18 protein-coding genes and 1 pseudogene are annotated in these 18898 nt (G+C 71.5%); 10 read left to right on the top strand and 9 right to left on the bottom strand.

Translation table 11 applies throughout. The features are described from left to right. The first annotated feature begins 72 nt into the window (after nucleotides 1-72). From add to OO60_RS29620, 3 genes are all read left to right on the top strand, one after another. Nucleotides 73-1104 (top strand): adenosine deaminase, encoded by a 1032-nt coding sequence (add, locus tag OO60_RS29630; protein WP_003075942.1) that lies wholly within the window; start codon nucleotides 73-75, stop codon nucleotides 1102-1104. 395 nt (nucleotides 1105-1499) lie between these two features. Continuing rightward, nucleotides 1500-2060 (top strand): GNAT family N-acetyltransferase, encoded by a 561-nt coding sequence (locus OO60_RS29625; RefSeq protein WP_033262560.1) that lies wholly within the window; start codon nucleotides 1500-1502, stop codon nucleotides 2058-2060. A gap of 66 nt (nucleotides 2061-2126) precedes the next feature. Next, nucleotides 2127-3164 (top strand): quinone-dependent dihydroorotate dehydrogenase, encoded by a 1038-nt coding sequence (locus OO60_RS29620; protein ID WP_003075935.1) that lies wholly within the window; start codon nucleotides 2127-2129, stop codon nucleotides 3162-3164. Here OO60_RS29620 and OO60_RS29615 read toward each other — a convergent pair. The 7 genes and pseudogenes from OO60_RS29615 to rimO all read right to left on the bottom strand — a co-directional run bounded on the left by OO60_RS29615 (nucleotide 3136) and on the right by rimO (nucleotide 10082). Further along, complete coding sequence (locus tag OO60_RS29615) at nucleotides 3136-4539, bottom strand: allophanate hydrolase-related protein (protein WP_003075932.1); 1404 nt, start codon at nucleotides 4537-4539, stop codon at nucleotides 3136-3138. The two genes, OO60_RS29620 and OO60_RS29615, sit on opposite strands and share 29 nt — an antisense overlap. A 434-nt stretch (nucleotides 4540-4973) precedes the next feature. Then, nucleotides 4974-5677, bottom strand: a pseudogene (locus tag OO60_RS44690) (phage shock envelope stress response protein PspM). 29 nt (nucleotides 5678-5706) lie between these two features. Further along, nucleotides 5707-6549: a PspA/IM30 family protein gene (locus OO60_RS29605; RefSeq protein ID WP_003066270.1), complete on the bottom strand. Its 843-nt coding sequence runs from the start codon at nucleotides 6547-6549 to the stop codon at nucleotides 5707-5709. A gap of 385 nt (nucleotides 6550-6934) precedes the next feature. After that, a complete protein-coding gene (locus OO60_RS29600; RefSeq protein ID WP_003066272.1) occupies nucleotides 6935-7393 on the bottom strand; it encodes a helix-turn-helix domain-containing protein in 459 nt (152 codons plus the stop codon). Between the two features lie 99 nt (nucleotides 7394-7492). Next, nucleotides 7493-8011, bottom strand: a complete 519-nt coding sequence (locus OO60_RS29595) for a CinA family protein (protein WP_063749426.1) — start codon at nucleotides 8009-8011, stop codon at nucleotides 7493-7495. Further along, nucleotides 8008-8649, bottom strand: coding sequence for a CDP-diacylglycerol--glycerol-3-phosphate 3-phosphatidyltransferase (gene pgsA / locus OO60_RS29590; protein WP_003066276.1), 642 nt, complete (start codon nucleotides 8647-8649; stop codon nucleotides 8008-8010). The genes OO60_RS29595 and pgsA overlap by 4 nt, the downstream gene beginning before the upstream one ends. Continuing rightward, nucleotides 8646-10082, bottom strand: coding sequence for a 30S ribosomal protein S12 methylthiotransferase RimO (gene rimO, locus OO60_RS29585; protein WP_003066279.1), 1437 nt, complete (start codon nucleotides 10080-10082; stop codon nucleotides 8646-8648). The genes pgsA and rimO overlap by 4 nt, the downstream gene beginning before the upstream one ends. A gap of 96 nt (nucleotides 10083-10178) precedes the next feature. Between rimO and OO60_RS29580 the strand changes: the two genes are divergently transcribed. The 3 genes from OO60_RS29580 to OO60_RS29570 all read left to right on the top strand — a co-directional run bounded on the left by OO60_RS29580 (nucleotide 10179) and on the right by OO60_RS29570 (nucleotide 11836). Beyond that, nucleotides 10179-10688 carry an amino-acid N-acetyltransferase gene (locus tag OO60_RS29580; RefSeq protein ID WP_033262559.1) on the top strand — a complete coding sequence of 170 codons (510 nt, stop codon included), beginning with the start codon at nucleotides 10179-10181 and terminating at the stop codon, nucleotides 10686-10688. An 86-nt stretch (nucleotides 10689-10774) separates the two neighbouring features. Next, entirely contained in the window at nucleotides 10775-11209 is a 435-nt protein-coding gene (locus OO60_RS29575) for a phospholipase (protein ID WP_003066285.1), read from the top strand. A 15-nt stretch (nucleotides 11210-11224) separates the two neighbouring features. Beyond that, nucleotides 11225-11836, top strand: a complete 612-nt coding sequence (locus OO60_RS29570) for a nitroreductase family protein (protein WP_033262660.1) — start codon at nucleotides 11225-11227, stop codon at nucleotides 11834-11836. Here OO60_RS29570 and OO60_RS29565 read toward each other — a convergent pair. Together OO60_RS29565 and OO60_RS29560 are read right to left on the bottom strand one after the other, a co-directional pair. Continuing rightward, the gene (locus OO60_RS29565) at nucleotides 11829-12278 is read right to left on the bottom strand and encodes a hypothetical protein (protein WP_240490628.1); all 450 of its coding nucleotides are present in this window, start codon (nucleotides 12276-12278) and stop codon (nucleotides 11829-11831) included. The genes OO60_RS29570 and OO60_RS29565 overlap by 8 nt on opposite strands. Before the next feature lie 38 nt (nucleotides 12279-12316). Further along, the gene (locus tag OO60_RS29560) at nucleotides 12317-14806 is read right to left on the bottom strand and encodes a DNA translocase FtsK (RefSeq protein ID WP_033262558.1); all 2490 of its coding nucleotides are present in this window, start codon (nucleotides 14804-14806) and stop codon (nucleotides 12317-12319) included. Between the two features lie 156 nt (nucleotides 14807-14962). Here OO60_RS29560 and OO60_RS29555 point away from each other — a divergent pair, with 156 nt between their 5' ends. The 4 genes from OO60_RS29555 to OO60_RS29540 all read left to right on the top strand — a co-directional run bounded on the left by OO60_RS29555 (nucleotide 14963) and on the right by OO60_RS29540 (nucleotide 18878). Then, on the top strand, nucleotides 14963-15778 hold the full coding sequence (locus OO60_RS29555) for a lysophospholipid acyltransferase family protein (protein WP_003066296.1): 816 nt from the start codon (nucleotides 14963-14965) through the stop codon (nucleotides 15776-15778). Nucleotides 15779-15811: 33 nt separating this feature from the next. After that, nucleotides 15812-16426, top strand: a complete 615-nt coding sequence (gene wrbA, locus OO60_RS29550; RefSeq protein ID WP_003066299.1) for an NAD(P)H:quinone oxidoreductase — start codon at nucleotides 15812-15814, stop codon at nucleotides 16424-16426. Between the two features lie 50 nt (nucleotides 16427-16476). Beyond that, entirely contained in the window at nucleotides 16477-17424 is a 948-nt protein-coding gene (locus tag OO60_RS29545; RefSeq protein ID WP_033262658.1) for an EamA family transporter, read from the top strand. A 77-nt stretch (nucleotides 17425-17501) separates the two neighbouring features. Further along, nucleotides 17502-18878, top strand: a complete 1377-nt coding sequence (locus OO60_RS29540; RefSeq protein ID WP_033262557.1) for an amino acid permease — start codon at nucleotides 17502-17504, stop codon at nucleotides 18876-18878. Nucleotides 18879-18898: the final 20 nt, after the last annotated feature.

Genomic DNA, 18898 nt, shown 5'->3' with positions numbered 1-18898 from the left:
CGGCGACCTCGCTCCCTGAGCCGCCCGCGCTCCTTCCCGTCACCTCTTCCGCACCTCCCAGGGAGCTCGGTCATGCCCGGAATCCTCACCGGGCAGGCGCTGCGCGCGTTCGCGCACGCCCTGCCCAAGGTCGAACTGCACGTCCACCTGGTCGGCTCGGCGAGCCTGCCGACCGTCCTCGAACTGGCCCGCCGCCGGCCCTCCGCCGGCGTCCCCACCGACGAGCGCGAGCTCGCGGCGTTCTTCACCTTCCGCGACTTCGCCCACTTCCTCACCGTGTACCTCGCGGTCACCTCGCTGGTCCGCGACCGCCACGACATCCACACCCTCGTGACCGGCCTGGCGGCGGACCTCGCCGCCCAGAACTGCCGCTACGCCGAAGTCACCGTGACGCCGTACAACCACCTGCTCGACGGCGTGCCCGGCGACGACCTGCTGTCCGGGCTCGAAAGCGGCCGCGCCCGCGCCGCCGAACTGGGCGTGGAACTGGCCTGGTGCTTCGACATCCCCGGCGAAAAGGGGGTCCGGGCCGGACAGGAGACGCTCGTGTTCGCGCTGCGCGAACGCCCCGGCGGCCTGGTGTCGTTCGGGCTCGGCGGCCCGGAGCTCGGCGTCGGGCGCGCACAGTTCGAGCCGTACTTCACGCGGGCGCGCGAAGCCGGGCTGCACAGCGTCCCGCACGCCGGCGAGACGACCGGACCGGCCACGATCTGGTCCGCCCTGCACGACCTCGGCGCCGAGCGGATCGGGCACGGCACCAGCTGCACGGCCGACCCCGCCCTGCTCGAACACCTTGCCGCCCAACGGATCCCGCTCGAAGTGTGCCCGACGTCGAACGTGCGGACCGGCCAGGTCGCCGGCATCGCCGCGCACCCGGTGCGGCGGATGCTCGACCACGGCGTCGTCGTGACGCTGAACACCGACGACCCGCCGATGTTCGGCGCCACGCTCACCGGCGAGTACGTCGCCGTGGCCGAAACGCTCGGGCTCACCGCGGCCGAGCTGGCCCGCCTCGCGGCGAACGCCGTCGACGCGTCCTTCCTCGACGAGCGGCGGAAAGCCGTCCTGCGGACCGAGATCACCGCTGTGCTGTCGCAAAAATGACGTTGCACGCCACCGTGAACTTCACCTAGCGTGGCGGTACACGAGAAAGGAGGTGGTCCTAAGTTGTATTCCAACAGGACTCGTGAGGTGGCTGTCCGCTAGCGGATGGCACGTGGAGGACTTTGAGCAGCGATACAACTGAGCCACCTTCGGCTCATCGCCTGCTTCACGTGGTGCCTGATAGCGAATACCAGGCAGTCACCGTGCCCCCGGGGTTCCCGAGCACCAGTCCGGCTCGGGCTCAGGCGTTTGACGGCGCTTGAGAGCCGCCCCGGGGGTTCCTTACATTGCTCATCTGTGCAGGTCATGCCACCCGGCGTCGCAGGACGACCGTCCGGCGATCAGCGTTCCGCCGTTCTGTCCCCCGGACGGCTGAAGCTCGCTAGCCTGGACGCATGCTCAGGCCCGACTACCCGATCACCACGGAACGCCTGCTCCTGCGCCCGTTCACGCCCGAGGACCTCGACGCGTTGAACTCCTTCCAGTCCCGCGCCGACGTCGCCCGCTACCTGTACTGGGGGCCGCGCAGCCGCGCCGAATCCGCCGCGGCGCTCGCCAAACGGGTGCACAGCTCGACGTTGACGAAGGAAGGGCAGCTGCTGGCGGTGGCGGTCGAGCTGGCCGCGACCGGCCAGCTGATCGGCGACCTGAACCTCGAGTGGCTCAGCAGCGAACACCGGCAGGGCGAGATCGGGTTCGTCTTCCACCCCGACCACCACGGCAAGGGCCTGGCCGCGGAGGCGGCCACGGAGCTGCTGCGGCTGGGCTTCGAAGACCTGGGGCTGCACCGCATCATCGGCCGCTGCGACGGCCGGAACACCGCGTCGGCCGCGCTGATGGAACGCCTGGGCATGCGCAAGGAAGCGCACCTGAAGGAGAACGAGATCGTCAAGGGCGAATGGACCGACGAGCTCATCTACGCGATGCTCGAAGACGAGTGGAAGGACCGCGACTGAGTGGTCCCGTTCACGCGGGGGTGACGCTCCGGTCGCGGCTCCCGGGCGATTTGGCAGCATGGGGGCGTGTTCTTCGACAAGATCGTCCGCCCGGCGCTGTACCGGCTCTCCTACCACGACCCCGAGCTGGTGCACGAGCGCACGATCGCCGTCCTGGCCCGGCTCGGCAAGGCCGCGCCCGCGCTCGGCGGCGCGCTGCGCGTCGACGACCCGGTGACGGTGCTGGGCCTGCGCTTCCCCAACCGCGTCGGCCTGGCCGCCGGGATGGACAAGAACGGCCGCGCGCTGCCCGCGTGGGCCGCGCTGGGCTTCGGTTTCGTCGAGGTGGGCACGGTGACGCGGCTGGCGCAGCCGGGCAACCCGAAGCCGCGCCTGTTCAGCCTGCCCGCCAGTGACGCGGTGATCAACCGGATGGGCTTCAACAACGAGGGCGCCGAAGCGCTGGCGGCCAAGCTCGCCCGCGACGGGAAACCCGGTGTCCCGCTCGGGATCAGCATCGGCAAGTCGAAGGCGACACCGCTCGAGGACGCCGTCGAGGACTACCGGTTCTCCCTGCGTGCCCTGCACCCGTACGCCGACTACTTCGCCGTCAACGTCAGCTCGCCGAACACGCCGGGGCTGCGGCAGCTGCAGGACCGCACCGCGCTCGCCGAGCTGCTCGGCGAGCTGCGTTCGACGTCGCTCGAGCTCGCCGGTGGCGGTTCGCCGACGCCGGTGCTGGTGAAGGTCGCGCCCGACCTGACCGACGAGGCACTGGCCGAACTGCTGGAGGTCGCACAGGCCCACGGCGTCGCCGGGATCATCGCCACGAACACCACGCTGGCCCGCGACGGCATCGCCCCCGCGGAGAGCAGCCTGGCCGGACAGGGGGGAGGGCTGTCCGGCCGGCCGCTGACCGCCCGCGCGGCCGAGGTCGTGCGGTTCGTGCACGACCACACCGGCGGGAGCCTGCCGATCATCGGCGTCGGCGGGATCATGGGCCCGGACGACGCGATCCGGCTCGTCGACGCCGGCGCGTCGCTGGTGCAGCTCTACACGGGCTTCGCGCTGCACGGGCCGGGGTTGGTGCGCCGGGTCAGCCGGGGCCTCGCAGCCCGGCGGTAGACGCGAAGCGCACGTAACCGCGCCACGATTCGTAGCGGTCCAGACCGGGCCCGTCCGCCGTCAGGCACCGGACGGCCAGCGGGGCGGTGCCGTCGTCCAGCTCGACGCGGTCGAGCACGAACGGTTCCTTCAGGGTGGCGGCGAACCGCTCGAACGCGGCCGGCGACAGGCGCCAGCGCTCGCCGTCCAGGCCGCCGCCGCCCGGGAGCACGCCCGGCTGCGGCGGTTCGGTCGGCAGCAGGACCATCCGGTACGCCTCGATGGTCCGGACCGGCCCGGTGAAGCGGGCGCCGAGGCCGGTGAGTTCGGCGTTGAGCGGCTGCCCGCGCAGGTGCGCGCCGAACACGACGAGGTCTTCGCCCGGCTCCGGGTAGGGCGTCATCGGCTCGTCCGTGCAGACGGTGGCCAGGTCGAGGGCGATCTGGTCCTCGAAGGCGCGCGTCAGGAAGGTGACGCCGAAGGGGCGGCGGTCGCCCGGCAGCACCGGGACGGTCACCGCGGCCACGTCGAGGAGGTTCGCGAAGGCCGTGCAGGCGGCCAGGCGGTGCCGGACGCCGGCCGGGTCGCCCAGCGCTTCGGCGATCCCCGGGTGGTCCGGCACGGTCGGCACGACGAGGGCGTCGAAACCGTCGAAACCCGGCTCCGCCACGGAGACGGGGGTGAGGATCGCTCCGGCCGCGATCAGCCGGGCGACGACAGTCTTGAGCGCGAGGGCGGCTGCCTCGCCGAGGGGGAGGTCCGCGGCGTAGGCGATCCGCGGGTGCTCGCCGGCGCCGAGGCGGACGTCGGCGGGCCAGGTGCGGGCGCCGCCGGTCGCCGCGGTGAGGGCGAGGTGGGCCGCGACCAGGCCTTTCGCGTACACGGAGACCTTGTCGGCGGGCAGCAGGCCGGGCGTCGGCGTCACCGCGGCGACCGCGTTCAACGCCGCCGGGACCGCGCCGCCGGTGCTCAGGGCCAGGTCGACGACGCCGAGCGCGACGGCGACCGCGGCGCCGTCACCGCCGACCTTGGTGCGGTCCCAGGCCGAGGCGAGCGGGCCGGACCCGGTCTTGCCGAGCACGACGGCGCCGGCCGAGGTGAGCCGCGCGACGACGGGGGCGCTGGTTTCCGCGACACCGTGGGCGGACGGCTGCTTCGCGACGTCGATCCGGTCTTCGACGGCGATGACCGTGCCGGCGAGCGGCAGAGTCTCCCCCGCCGTGACGCGTTCGTCGACGGCCTTGGCGTCGACGAGGACGTCTTCGACGGCGCGGAGGGTGGTCCAGAGGTCGGGGCGGCCGGCTTCGGTGAGCCGCTCGAAGGCCGCGATGACACGCTGGGAGGCGGTGGGCGGGGTGGTGGGCACGGGGTCCGGGTCCGGCGGGAGCGTGGTCACGGGGCGTCCTTTCCTCGGCGGTCGAGAAAGTCCACTGTGTACGGTCGGCGCCGGCGAACCTCAGTCCACGGCGGGCCTCCCGGCGAGTGACACCTCTTCATGCATGACAGAAACGTTAGGTGGCCTACGTTTCCGTAGCCATCAGTTTCCGATTACGCGCGGGTTTCGGCACCAAGAGGTGAACAGGGGGCGACGCCGGGGTGAAACGCACGATCACGCACGCGCGGTGACGACCACCCGGTTCCCCCGGTCGGCGGCCCTCGAACGGCCGAGTTCGAGATCCGGATGGCGCAATCGCGCCCCGATCCGGTGACGAAAGCCGGAACTCGCGTGATCCGAGCCGTACCGGGTCCGATCACGCGAGATCCGCCGCGGATCACGTGAGTTCCGGGTCTGATCACGCGAGATCCGGGGTGGATCACACGGGGTGCGGGTCAGGAAAGTTCGCGCAGCGCCATGGCGAGGCCGGCCAGGCGGTCGGTGGCGTCGGTGAGGGCCTGCTTGGACGTCACCAGGCCGTCGCTGGACGCGGCGACCGTGTGGCCCGCCGCGGCGACCAGGTCGGCTCGCGGGCCGCCGAGCGGGCGGGTGGCAGCGGGGGCGGGCCGGCGGGCGCCGCCGGGATCGGGGTGCGCTTGAGGTCACGCAGCTTGAGGCCGGATCGGACGCTGAACGTGCCGAAGATGACGGCACCGGCGAAGGCGGTGATCGCCTGCGGCATCATCGCGACGCCGGCCGGGCTGAGCCAGCCCACCGCCGCGGCCACCGTCACGACCACGCACAGGATCGTCAGGATGATCCACAGCGTCATCGCCTTCGACGTCCGGCGCTTGCGGCGTTCCAGCTTCGCGGCCGGGTGGTTCCAGCGGTCCCACTTCGCGCGGGCCTCGGCGAACGCCGGGACCTGGCTCGCCATCGACGACAGCGAGGCCGACATGTCGGGCCGCCGCACCGGCGGGCGCTGCAGCGGGTTGGGCCGGGCGGGCTTCCCGCCGGCCTGCTCGGCCGGCGGGAAGTACTTCTGCACCTTCTGGAGCTTCTCCTGGGCGCGCACGGCGTAGTCGGGCAGCTTCTCGATGTGCTTCTCCAGCTTGGCGCTCAGCTCGCCGAAGTCACGTCGTCTGCCCTGCTGCCCCATTGCGCGCCCCCTTCGAACGGTCCGCCCGGTCAGGCCGGGTTCTTGCCCTGCTCGGCCTGCACGCGCGCCTGGATCTCACGCTGGATGTCGGCCGAGCTGCTCGCCGGCGCCTGGGCCGTCTTGCCGCCGTCGGTCACCTGCGCGACCGAGTCACCGTGCATCGACGCGCGGATCTGCTGCAGCCGCGACTGGCCGGCCAGCTGCGTGGTGGAGGCCTGGACCTCCATCATGCGCCCCTGGACCGAGTTCTGGGCGAGCTCCGCCGAGCCGAGCGCCGTGGTGTAGCGCTTCTCGATCTTGTCGCGGACCTCTTCCAGCGACGGCGTGTTGCCCGGCGCGGCCAGCTGGCTCATCTGGTTGAGCGAAGCGGAGACCTGCTCCTGCATCTTCGCCTGCTCCAGCTGCGAGAGCAGCTTGGTGCGCTCGGCCAGCTTCTGCTGCAGCATCTGCGAGTTGCGCTCCACGGCCTTCTTGGCCTGGGCCGCAGCCTGCAGCGACTGGTCGTGCAGCGTCTTCAGGTCCTCGATGCTCTGCTCGGCCGTGACCAGCTGCGTCGCGAAGCTCTCCGCGGCGTTCTCGAACTCGGTGGCCTTCTGCTCGTCACCCTTGGCGCGCGCCTCGTCGGCCAGGACCAGCGCCTGCCGGGTCGAGGCCTGCAGCTTCTCGACCTCGCCGAGCTGCCGGTTGAGCTTCATCTCCAGCTGCCGCTGGTTGCCGATCACGGAGGCGGCCTGCTGCGTCAGCGCCTGGTGGTTGCGCTGCGCCTCCTCGATGGCCTGCTGGATCTGTACCTTCGGGTCGGCGTGCTCGTCGATCTTCGACGAGAACGCCGCCATCATGTACTTCCAGAACTTCACGAACGGGTTGGCCATCTCCTCCGCCTGCCTTCTTGCGTCCCACGGGCCTAGGTACTCGGGGTGTGGGGCGTCGCTCCCCTGCTGCACGGTCAACGCACCAACCCCGGCGTTGGGTTCCATCGTGTCAGGTCGGCCACGTCCGTTCCAGGCGACCCGGCCGAATTCAGGGTTCACCCCGATCACTACCCGTAGACAACGCCGACGGCCCCGGGCGGGTTGCCCGGGGCCGTCTGCCGAAAACGGGTGGAACATTTGACGAGAGCAGGCCGGCGAACTCGCGCCGGCCGGGGGTCCGGGGGCTTGCCCCCGGCGGGGTTCTGGGGGCTCGGCCCCCAGAAGACACGCGTAAGGGCGCTCAGGGCGAGCGCTCTCCGCGAGCACACCTCACCCCACCACGCCCTTACGCCGCGATGGTCGAGGCCAGTTTGGGCTGGCCGATCGTCGTGCGCAGGGTGGTGTTCATCCGCGGCGCCGGGGAAACCCGCAGGTCGGCGAGGTCGTTCCCGATCAGCTCGGACATCAGGCGGCCGCCCTCGATGCCGGCGGCCGAGGCCTCGGCGCCCCGCTTCTCGCGGGGCGTTCCTTCCACGATCCGCTCGTCGACCGGTGCGACCTCGACGTTGTCGAGGGCCGAAACGTCCGCCGCCACGTTGTGCAGCAGCTCGCCGAGCGGAAGGTCCAGGGCCTGGCAGATGGATGCGAGCAGTTCGCTCGACGCCTCCTTCTGGCCCCGCTCCACCTCCGAGAGGTAGCCGAGGCTGACCCTGGCGGCGCGGGAGATGTCGCGCAGCGTACGACGCTGGTTGGTGCGGGCATGACGGAGCCGATCACCGATCGCCTCACGCAACAGCACGGTCATCACGCGCCTCCCTTCCGAACAAGTACCCCCTACGTTACCCAGAGCGGTGCCCCGGGCGCAGGAGTTGGTGTGCACGTACGCCAAGGGCGAACGCGTGTTTCACGCCAGATGTTCCCCGAGCAGGGCAAACGCCGCCAGGACCGATTGGGTCCTGATCAAGTCCCGGTCGCCGGTGAGGGCGAGGGTCCGGACTGTGCGTGTTCCCGGCCCGGCCAGCCCGACGTGCACGGTACCCGGTTCGACGCCGTCCTGGGCGGCGGGACCGGCCACGCCGGTGAGCCCGAGGCCCCAGGTGGCGCCGCAGCGGGCACGGGCACCCTCGGCCAGCTGCGCGGCGACCTCGGGGTGGACGGCACCGTGGTCCGCCAGAAGGGTGGCATCGACACCGGCCAGCGCGGTCTTCAGCTCGGTCGCGTAGACGACCAGCCCGCCGCGCAGGACCGCGCTCGCCCCCGGCACCCGCGCGAGGGTGGCGCAGACCAGCCCGGCGGTCAGCGACTCGGCCGCGGCCACCGTCTCGCCCCGCGCGGTCAGCGCGCCGACGAGGGCAGCGGCCTGCTCGTCTGCCGCAGCTGGTCGTGAGTGGGAAAGAGGGTTGGAACCCTCCTTTTCACTCACGACCCGGTGACCCGGCGCCCGGCCGCGCGCAGCCGGATCGCCCGGACCAGGTAGTCCACGCCGGTCACCACCGTCAGCACCAGCGCCAGCCCCATCAGGGCCCACCGCACCGGGTCCGCTCCGGCCGGCAGGGGCAGCAGGTACGCCACGATCGCCGCGATCTGGGCCATCGTCTTCGCCTTGCCGCCGCGGCTGGCCGGGATCACGCCGTGGCGGATCACCCAGAAGCGCAGGAGCGTGACGCCGATCTCACGGACCGCGATGACGATCGTCACCCACCAGCCGAGCTCGCCCAGGACGCTCAGGCCGACCAGGGCCGCGCCCGTCAGCGCCTTGTCCGCGATCGGGTCGGCGATCTTGCCGAAGTCGGTGATCAGGCCGTACTTGCGGGCCACCCAGCCGTCCAGCTGGTCGGTGGCCGAGGCGATCGCGAACAGCCCGGTCGCGATCGCGCGCCAGGTCGTGTCGTGGCCGTCGCCGACGAACAGCGCGATCACGAACAGCGGCACCAGGACCAGGCGCGACAGCGTCAGGAGGTTCGCGACGTTGAGCGTCGGGACCGGGGTCGGCGCCGGGACCTGGGCGGAGGCTTCGTGGGTCAGGCCCTCGTCCGCGGCGTCGCTGGGGAGCGCACTCACCGGTCGGCGTCCGGTACCGCGCGGACGATCAGGTCCACGCCCGCCGAATCCACGACCTCGCAGCGCACGAAGTCGCCGACCTGCGTCTTCTCCGGCGCGTCGAGGATGACGCACTCGCCGTCGACCTCGGGGGCCTGGTGCGCGGCGCGGCCGGTGAGCTCGCCGTCGTCGTCCAGCTCGACCAGGACGTCGACGAACGTGCCGATGCGGTCCTCGGCGCGCTGCGCGGTCAGCTCCTCGACCAGCGCGGAAATCCGGGTGACGCGCTGGGCCACCTCTTCGGCGTCCAGCTTGCCGTCGAACGTCTCGGCCTCGGTGCCGTCCTCGTCGGAGTAGCCGAAAACGCCCACGGCGTCCAGGCGCGCGCCGGTCAGGAACCGCTCGAGCTCGGCAAGGTCGTGCTCGGTTTCGCCCGGGAAGCCGACGATCACGTTCGTCCGGATGCCCGCCTCCGGCGCGTACTCGCGGATCTGCTCGCACAGCGCCAGGAACGAATCCGTCGAGCCGAACCGGCGCATCCGGCGCAGCACCTGCTCGCTCGAGTGCTGGAACGACAGGTCGAAGTACTCGGCGACGCCCGGCGTGGTCGCGATGGCCTTGACCAGCTGCGGGCGCGTCTCGGCCGGCTGCAAGTAGGAGACGCGGACGCGCTCGATGCCCTCGATCTCCGCCAGCCGGGGCAGCAGCCGCTCCAGCGCGGTGGCGCCGTCGCGGCCGAAGTCCTTGCCGTAGGACGTCGAGTTCTCGCTGACCAGGAACAGCTCCTTGACGCCGTGTCCGGCCAGCCACAGCGCCTCGGCGACGATCTCGTCGGGCTGCCGCGAGACGAAGGAGCCGCGGAACGACGGGATCGCGCAGAACGAGCAGCGCCGGTCGCAGCCGGACGCGATCTTCAGGGCCGCCACCGGCGAGTCGTCGAGGCGCGTGCGCAGCACCCGCGGGCCCCAGCCGTGCTGCGCGTGCCCCGGGACCTCGACCGTCTCCGCGACCGCGGGCCGCTCGACCGGGCTGATCGGCAGCAGCTTGCGGCGGTCGCCCGGCGTGTGCGAGGCGATCTTGCGGCCCGCGACGACGTCGTCGAGCCGGTCGGACACCTCGGCGTAGTGGTCGAAGCCCAGCACCGCGTCGGCCTCGGGGAGGCTGTCGGCGAGCTCGTGCCCGTACCGCTCGGCCATGCAGCCGACGGCGACGACCTTCTTGCCCGTGTCGGACGCGGCGAGCAGCGTGTCGACGGAGTCCTTTTTGGCCGACTCGACGAAGCCGCAGGTGTTGACCACCACGACGTCGGAGTCCTCCGGATCGGCCGCCAGCTCCCAGCCGCCGGCCGCGAGCCTGCCCGCCAGCTCCTCCGAGTCGACCTCGTTGCGGGCGCAGCCCAGGGTCAGCAGGGAGACGCGTCGGGTGGCAGCTGGGTCCGCGGCAGGGGAAGGCACGACGTTCAGGGTAGCCGCCGGTCCCGGGCGGGCCGACGACGGCGTAGCCCGGTCGTGTCGGCGCCCGCACTGGACGATGTGGCAGGGTGGACCATCGTGCCGTTCGACTCGCCCCGCCCGACCGTCCGCCGCGCCCGGATCGCCGACGTCCGCAAGATCAAGGCCCTGGTCGATTCGGACGCGGGCCGTGTCCTGTTGGAGAAGGACCTGGTCACGCTGTACGAGGCGGTCCAGGAGTTCTGGGTCGCCGAAGTGGGTGACGAGGTGGTCGGGGCGGCCGCGCTGCACGTGCTCTGGGAGGACATCGCCGAGCTGCGCACGGTCGTGGTCGACAAGGCCGTCCGCGGCCAGGGCGTCGGGCGCGTGCTGGTCGCCCGGCTGGTCGACGAGGCACGTGAGCTCGGTCTCAGACGGCTGTTCGTGCTGACCTTCGAGACCAGCTTCTTCGCCGGGCACGGGTTCGTGGAGATCGACGGCACCCCGGTGTCGCACGAGGTCTACGAGGAGATGCGGCGGTCGCACGACACGGGGGTCGCCGAATTCCTCGACCTGCCCTACGTCAAGCCGAACACCCTGGGAAATTCCCGCATGCTGCTCGAACTGTGAGTGAAAACCTCCTTTCGGGCGGTGACGTGCGCCACTGCGCTGCCCGAAGCTGATCGGGCACTCGTCCCCGATCGGCAAGGAAACCGATGCGCACGACACTGCGGAACCTGGGGGCCACCGTGACGGTGGCCGTTTCTGTCGGCGCGGGCGCCCTGCTGGGCACCGGCACCGCGGCCGCCGTCGACATCCCGGCGGTCACCGACCAGTACCTCTTCAGCACCTCGCTCTCGAACTTCGAGACGATCCGCAACTCCGCGCCCTACAACGGCCAGCTCGACTGGTCGTCCGACGGCTGCTCGTGGGCCCCGGACAACCCGTTCGGCTGGAAGTTCCTGCCGGGCTGCCACCGGCACGACTTCGGCTACCGCAACTACAAGAAGCAGGGCCGGTTCACCGAGGCGAACCGGCTGAGAATCGACGACAACCTGTACACCGATTTGAAGAGCGTGTGCGGCTCCAACATCGCTTGCAAGGGCGCGGCCTGGACGTACTACGAGGCGGTGCGCAAGTTCGGCGGCTGAGCCAGGATGGTGATCATGGAGATCGATCACCTGCTCAGCACCACCCGCGCGGTCCGGCGGAAGCTCGACCTCGACCGCCCGGTCGAGCCGGAAGTCCTCGAGGAGTGCCTGAACCTGGCGCTGCAGGCGCCGACTCCGGGCAACGTCCAGGCGTGGCGCTGGCTGGTCGTGCGGGACCAGGGCGTGAAGGACCGGCTCGGCGTGCTGTTCCGCGAGGTCGGCGAGGCCTACCTCGCGGAACGGGCGAAGCACGCCGACCCGCGGGCGCTCGCCTCCGGGCGGCACCTGATCGACGTGATCGAGCGGGTCCCGGTGTTCGTGATCCCCGTCCTGGCCGGCCGCCCGGCCTGCGACAACGCCACCGACGCGGCGTTCTACGGCGGTATCTTCCCGGCGGTGTGGAACTTCCAGCTGGCGCTGCGCTCGCGCGGGCTGGGTTCGACGCTGACGACCTACCACCTGTCCCGCGAGGCGGAGGCGGCGGAGATCCTCGGCATCCCGGCGGGCCACACGCAGGCCGGGCTGCTGCCGGTGGCGTACACGACGGTCCCGGACTTCAAGCCCGCCGCGCGCACCCCGCTGTCCGAAGTGGCCTACCTCGACCACTGGGGCACCCCGCTCAGCTGATCCGGACGGTAGCCTCCCCCGCGTCCTCGCTCACCGCCACCAGCTCGATCCGGCTGGCGGCGAACGACGTGGCCTGCGGGCCGGTGCGGGGTCCGCTGTGGAGCTCGGCCGTGGTGCTCTCGCCGCGGCCGGGCTCCTTCAGCAGGAACGCCAGGGTGGCCTCGCCCTGCCAGATGCAGGTCATCCCGGGCCGGCACCGCGAGTCGGCGACGACCCGGGTGTAGCGCACTGTCAGGTCCTTCCCCTGCACGGCGGCCTCCTGCCCGAGCCGCAGGGTGACGTCCTGCCCGGCGGGCGCGCTCACCACCGGCAGCGCCGGTGCCGCGGGCGACGCCGGTACCGCCGGCGGCACCGGAACCGGAGCGGCGGCGACCGAGCTCCCGGCGCCCACCGTGAGCACGGCGAAGGCGAACAGTCCGGCTACGAATCGCTGAAGGTCCACGTGCTCAGGACGGAACCGGGCGAGCACGGGTTGCACCGCTACTCCTCGTCGTCGGCCGCGTCGGCGTCCACCGGGCCGCCGCCGCGGATCATGAACAGGACGCCTTCCAGCTCCTCCGGCTTGATCAGCACGTCGCGGGCCTTCGAGCCCTCCGACGGGCCCACCACGCCGCGGCTCTCCAGCAGGTCCATCAGCCGGCCCGCCTTCGCGAACCCGACCCGCAGCTTGCGCTGCAGCATCGACGTCGAGCCGAACTGGGACGTCACGATCAGCTCCGCCGCCTGCAGCAGGACGTCGAGGTCGTCGCCGATGTCCGGGTCGATCTCCTTCTTCTCGCCCGCCTTCTGCGCCGTCACGCCGTCCTGGTAGTCCGGCTGCGCCTGCTCCTTCGCGTAGTTGACGACCGCGGCGATCTCCTCGTCGCCGACGAACGCGCCCTGGATGCGGACCGGCTTCCCGGCCCCCATCGGCAGGTACAGCGCGTCGCCCATGCCGATCAGCTTCTCCGCGCCCGGCTGGTCGAGGATGACCCGCGAGTCGGTCAGCGACGACGTCGCGAACGCCAGCCGCGAGGGCACGTTGGTCTTGATCAGGCCGGTCACGACGTCGACCGACGGCCGCTGCGTCGCCAGGACCAGGTGGATGCCCGCCGCACGGGCCTTCTGGGTGATGCGGACGATCGCGTCCTCGACGTCGCGCGGGGCCGTCATCATCAGGTCGGCGAGCTCGTCGACGATCGCCATGATGTACGGGTACGGCCGGTACTCGCGCTCCGAGCCTGGCGGCGCGGTGATCTCGCCCGAACGGACCTTCTTGTTGTAGTCGTCGATGTGCCGGACCTTGTTGACCTGCATGTCCTGGTAGCGCTGCTCCATCTCCTCCACCAGCCAGGCCAGCGCGGCGGCGGCCTTCTTCGGCTGGGTGATGATGGGCGTGATCAGGTGCGGGATGCCCTCGTACGGCGTCAGCTCGACCATCTTCGGGTCGATCAGGATCATCCGGCACTCGTCCGGCGTCGACCGGGCGAGCAGCGACACCAGCATCGAGTTGACGAAGCTCGACTTACCGGAGCCGGTGGACCCCGCGACCAGCAGGTGCGGCATCTTCGTCAGGTTCGCGGTGACGAAGTGGCCCTCGATGTCCTTGCCGAGGCCGATCACCATCGGGTGGTTGTCCTTGACCGTGGACGGCGCCCGCAGCACGTCACCCAGGCGGACCATCTCGCGGTCGGAGTTCGGCACCTCGATGCCGACCGCGGACTTGCCCGGGATCGGCGCCAGCAGCCGGACGTTGTCGGTGGCCACCGCATAGGCGATGTTCTTGGTCAGTGCGGTGATCTTCTCGACCTTCACGCCGGGACCGAGCTCGACCTCGTAGCGGGTGACCGTCGGGCCGCGGGTGAAGCCGGTGACCTGCGCGTCGACGTTGAACTGCTCCAGCACACCGGTGATCGCCTCGATCATGGCGTCGTTGGCCTTGCTGCGGGACTTCGGCGCGTCGCCGAGCTTCAGCAGGTCGGGGGGCGGGAGCTGGTAGTCGCCCTCGACCGTGCGGGTGACCGCGAGCGGCGGTTCGACGGGCTTCTTCGGCTTCTTCTCGGGCACCTCGGCGACGGGCTTGGGCTTGGGCGGCTTGATCGGCGTCGGCGCCTCGGCCAGCATCGCGTCGATGTCCAGCTGCTCGGGCTCGGCTTCGCTGGACTGGCGGCGCCGGGACGGCTTGCGCAGCCGCGCGGCCTTCGGGTCGGCGTCGGTGACCTTCTCTTCGTCGGTGGCGAAGCCCGAGCGCTGCGCCTCGGCTTCGGCGATCTCTTCCTCGTCGAGGCCCCAGTTGCGCAGCCGGTGCGGGATCTGGCGGACCGGCGTGCCGGTGAACACGAGCACCCCGAAGAACAGGGCGAGGATGAGCAGCGGCACGGCGACCCAGGTCGTGACGCCCATGGTCAGCAGGCCGCCGGAGAACGCACCGACGATGCCGCCGGCGTACATCCGGCCGTCGTTGGTGTCCGGCAGCGCGGTGAAGATGTGCAGCATCCCGAGCACCGACAGGACGACCATGATCGTGCCGACGACCATCCGCGGCCGCGTCTCCGGGTGCGGCTCGGACCGCATCAGCGCGACGGCGACGACCACGAGTACCAGCGGCAGCGTGACGGCCCCGGCGCCCAGGACGGTCCGGGTGGCGATCTCCACCCCGGCTCCGATCGGGCCGGCCGCCCGCCACCAGACGCCGACGGCGGCGACGATGGCCAGGGCGATCAGGCCCAGCGCCAGCCCGTCGCGGCGGTGTTCCGCCTCGAGCTCGCGGGTGCGCCCCACCGTGCGTGCCAGCGTGCCCAGGCCCTTGGCCAGCAGGTTCCAGGTCCCGCGGACGCTCTTCCCGAAGATCCCGGGCGTCTTGCGGCGGGCCCGTGGTGGCGGCTTGCGAGCGGACGACGTACGTGGCTTCGCGGGTGTACGCGGCTTACGCGCCGCTGCCCCCTTCGCGCCGCTTCCCGTGCTTCTCTTCCTCGTCGCCGACCCAGCCATGCTGTTTACGGTAACCGGCCGTGGCGGTTCGTCCCACGCGCCACTCTCGGCCCAGGGTGAACTTCTGCCGCACACCGAGGGGTGCGGGGCCATCCGGGTGAACCGATCCGGCCAGTGCGCAAACGGGTGAAATCGGCGTCTGCCATGCTCTGCCCCATGCTCGCGCTGCGCACCGACGAACCGCCCCGCCGTGCTCCCGCCATCTGGCGGACCATGCTGAACATCGACCGGGGGCTGGTGAACCTCGTCGGGCGGCTGACCGTCACCGGCCGGGTGCCCGCCCAGCTGCGGGGACGGCCGCTGCTGATGGCCGCGAACCACATCGGCGTGTTCGACGCCTTCGTGCTGATGGCCGCGTGCAAGCGGATCGGCATCAACCCGCGGTTCATGCTGGCCGGCGGCATCCTCGACGCGCCCGTCATCGGGCCGGCGCTGCGGGTCAGCGGGCACCTGCGGGTCGACCGCAAGCACGCCGGCACCGCCGTCGGGCAGTTCGCCGAGGCCGTCGAGGCGATGAAGACCACCCGCGAGCCGATCATCGTCTACCCGGAGGGCCGGATCAGCCACGACCCCGGCCTGTGGCCGGAACGCGGCAAGACCGGCGCGGCGCGGCTCGCGCTGGCGGCGGGCGTGCCGGTGATCCCGATCAGCCAGTGGGGCGCGCACGAGGCCGTCTACTGGGGCACCGAGACCGTCAACGGCCCGGCCGACCTGGTCCCGCTGGCCCGCTCCGGGCTCAGCGCTCCCCTGCGCCGGCCGCGGTTCCGGGTGCACTTCGGCGACCCCGTCGACCTGTCGGACGTCGAGCCGGAGCGGCCGGGCGCCGGGGTGCGCGCGCACGCGAAGATCATGCAGGCGATCGCCGACGGCCTGGTCCCGCTGCGCCGCGACGAGCTCGACCGGCCCAGGTTCCACGACCCCACGCGGCCCACCGACACGGTCAGCCCCTGGAAGCCGCCGTCCGCACTGTGAGACACGCGCGGCGGCGCCCCTAGAGTCGGCGACGTGAGCACACGGATACTCGTCGTCTACTACAGCTCGACCGGGAACACCGCCGCCCTCGCCGAGTCCCTCGCCGCGGGCGCGCGCGAGACCGGGGCGGACGTGCGGGTGCGGACCGTGCCGGAAACCGTGCCCGCCGAGGCGATCGCGCAGAACCCGCGGTGGCAGGCCTGGGTCGACGCCGGGCCGCACCACGAGCTCGCCACGCTCGGCGACCTCGAGTGGGCCGACGGGCTCGCGGTCGGCAGCCCGACCCGGTTCGGCGGCCCGGCCGCCCAGCTCAAGTCCTATTTGGACAGCACGGGCGGCCTGTGGGCCAAGGGAAAGCTCGCGGACAAGGTGGCGACGTCGTTCACGACGGCGTCCACCGCGCACGGCGGCCTCGAGTCGACGCTGCTGGCGATCAACAACGTCTTCTACCACTGGGGCGCGATCGTCGTCCCGCTCGGCTACACCGACCCGCACCTGATGCAGTCCGGCAATCCCTACGGCGGCTCGTTCGTCTCCCGCAAGTCGGCCGCGCCGGACGACGTCGCGCTCGACGCCCTGCGCCTGCAGGGGCGGCGGCTCGCCACCATCACCACGCACGTCGCCACCGGGCTCAAGCGGGCGGAATAACCGGGGAAATCGGTTCGGCGGTGACGCCGGCAGGATCTAGAGTCGCGGTGGTGACCACCGAGCTCCCCGTCCTCGCGCCACCCCGGGTCGCCCACCGCGGCCGCGGCACCGCCTACGTCCTGCTCGCCGCCCTGTTCTTCAGCACGTCGGGCACGCTGGGCAAGTCCGTGATGACGGCCGGGATCACGCCGCAGCAGGTGGCCGCGGCCCGGATCGCGCTGGCCGGGTTCGTGCTGCTCGCCGGGGTCGCGCTGGTGGCGCCGCGGAAGCTGCGGGTGCGCCGGGCGGAGCTGCCCGTCCTGGCCGGCTACGGCCTGCTCGGCGTGGCCGGGGTACAGCTGCTCTACTTCGTCGCCGCAGGGCGGATCCCGGTCGGCATCGCGATCCTGCTGGAGTTCGTCTCGCCGGTGCTGATCGCGCTGTGGGTGCGGTTCGTGCGGCGGCACCGGCTGCCGCGCGCGGTGTGGGGCGGCATCGCGCTGGCCATGGCGGGGCTCGCGCTGGTCGCCCAAGTCTGGGAAGGCGTCACCCTGGACGGGCTCGGCCTGCTGGCCGGCTTCGGCGCGGCCCTGTGCTCGGCGGGGTACTTCCTGCTCGGCGAGCGCGCGGTGGCCGGTATCGACCCGCTGGGACTGGTCACCTGGGGCATGGTGGTCGGCGCGGTCGCGATCAGCTTCGTCGCGCCGCCGTGGACGTGGCCGGCCGGGCTGCTCGGCGCCCAGGTCGGGTTCGGGGCCTGGCACCCGCCGGTGTGGCTGCTGCTGACCCTGCTCGTGCTGGTCGCGACGGTGCTGGCGTACGTCTGCGGCATTTCGTCGCTGCGGCACCTGCCGGCGTCGGTGGCGAGCGTGCTCGGGCTGGTCGAACCGGTGATCACGACGGTCGCGGCGTGGGTGCTGATCGGCGAGGAGCTCGCCTGGCCGCAGCTGCTCGGCTCGGCGATCCTGCTGGCCGGTGCGTACATCGTGCAGCGGAAGTCCGGCATCCTCGCTCAGTGAGGTTGCGCAAATTCTGCGCTGCGTCGTTTCCAGGTGGGAGAATTCCGCGATCCACGCCCACCCGGGAAGGAAGCACCTTGGCGACTAAGTCCGGGCTGCGGCCCGACCTGCGGCAGCGGCACGTCCGGATGATCGCCCTCGGCGGCATCATCGGCGCGAGCTTGTTCATCGGCAGCGGCGCGGTGATCCACACCGTCGGCCCGGCCGCCGTCCTGTCCTACGCGCTCGGCGGGCTGCTCGTCGTGCTCGTCATGCGGATGCTCGGCGAGATGGCGACGGCGGCCCCGGCGCTGGGCTCGTTCATGGAGTACGCCCGCGACTCGCTCGGCGGCTGGGCGGGCTTCACGATCGGCTGGCTGTACTGGTACTTCTGGGTCGGCGTGGTCGCGTTCGAGGCGGTCGCCGGCGCGAAGATCCTGCAGGGCTGGATTCCCGGCGTGCCGCAGTGGGTGTTCTCGCTGGGGCTGATGCTGCTGCTGACGGCGACGAACCTGGCGTCGGCGCGGTCGTTCGGCGAGACGGAGTTCTGGCTGGCGTCGATCAAGGTCGCCACCATCGTCGTGTTCCTGGTGCTGGGCCTGCTGTTCGTGCTCGGGCTCTGGCCGGGCGCGGACTTCTCGGTCGGCAACATCGGGCTCGACGGCTTCGTCGCGAAGGGGCCGTTTTCCGTGGTGCACGGCGTGGTCATCGTGATCTTCTCGTACTTCGGCGCGGAGATCGTGACGATCGCGGCGGCCGAGTCCGACCAGCCCGAGACGGCGGTCCGCAAGGCGACGTCGACGATCGTCTGGCGGGTGATCGTGTTCTACGTGGGTTCGGTGGCGCTGCTGGTGATGATCACGCCGTGGCGCGAGATCCCCAGCGAGACGAGCCCGTTCGCGGCGGCGTTCGGCCGCTTCGGCGTCCCGGCGGCGTCGACCATCGTGTCGGCAGTGGTGCTGACGGCGGCGCTGTCGGTGCTGAATTCGGGGCTGTACACGGCATCCCGGATGCTGTTCGCGTTGCGCCGCCACGGCTGGGCGCCGGGCTGGATCGCGGACACGAACGCGCGCGGCGTGCCGTGGAAGGCGATCCTGGCGTCGACGTCGGTCGGGTACGTGGCGGTGGTGATGAGCTACGTGTCCCCGGACAAGATCTTCTACTTCATCATCAACTCGGCGGGCGCGGTGGCGCTGTTCGTGTACGCGATCATCTGCGGCTCCCAGATCCGGATGCGGCGGTCCCTCGAAGCGACGGCGCCGGAGAAGCTGAAGCTGCGGATGTGGGGCTACCCCTGGCTGAGCTGGGTGACCCTGGTCCTGACGCTGGTGGTGGTCGCGTCAATGCTGTTCGTCGACGAGGACGCGCGGGCCCAGCTGTACCTGAGCCTGATCAGCCTGGCGGTGATCCTGGCCGTGTACGCCCTCATCCGCCGCCGATCCGGCCGTGCGCAGGCGGGCATCACGCGTGATTGAAGGGGAATCACGCGTGATCG

Origin of the sequence: Amycolatopsis vancoresmycina (assembly GCF_000716785.1) — a bacterium.
In the GTDB taxonomy this organism is placed as follows: Bacteria; Actinomycetota; Actinomycetes; order Mycobacteriales; family Pseudonocardiaceae; genus Amycolatopsis; species Amycolatopsis vancoresmycina.
This window is presented reverse-complemented; position numbering and strand designations above follow the sequence as displayed.

Excerpts from the sequence above, each read along its gene's own strand:
- add (WP_003075942.1), top strand. The coding sequence starts at position 73 with ATGCCCGGAATCCTCACCGGGCAGGCGCTGCGCGCGTTCGCGCACGCC.
- OO60_RS29625 (WP_033262560.1), top strand. The coding sequence starts at position 1,500 with ATGCTCAGGCCCGACTACCCGATCACCACGGAACGCCTGCTCCTGCGC.
- OO60_RS29605 (WP_003066270.1), bottom strand. The coding sequence starts at position 6,549 with ATGGCCAACCCGTTCGTGAAGTTCTGGAAGTACATGATGGCGGCGTTC.
- OO60_RS29600 (WP_003066272.1), bottom strand. The coding sequence starts at position 7,393 with ATGACCGTGCTGTTGCGTGAGGCGATCGGTGATCGGCTCCGTCATGCC.
- OO60_RS29575 (WP_003066285.1), top strand. The coding sequence starts at position 10,775 with ATGCGCACGACACTGCGGAACCTGGGGGCCACCGTGACGGTGGCCGTT.
- OO60_RS29570 (WP_033262660.1), top strand. The coding sequence starts at position 11,225 with ATGGAGATCGATCACCTGCTCAGCACCACCCGCGCGGTCCGGCGGAAG.
- OO60_RS29560 (WP_033262558.1), bottom strand. The coding sequence starts at position 14,806 with ATGGCTGGGTCGGCGACGAGGAAGAGAAGCACGGGAAGCGGCGCGAAG.
- OO60_RS29555 (WP_003066296.1), top strand. The coding sequence starts at position 14,963 with ATGCTCGCGCTGCGCACCGACGAACCGCCCCGCCGTGCTCCCGCCATC.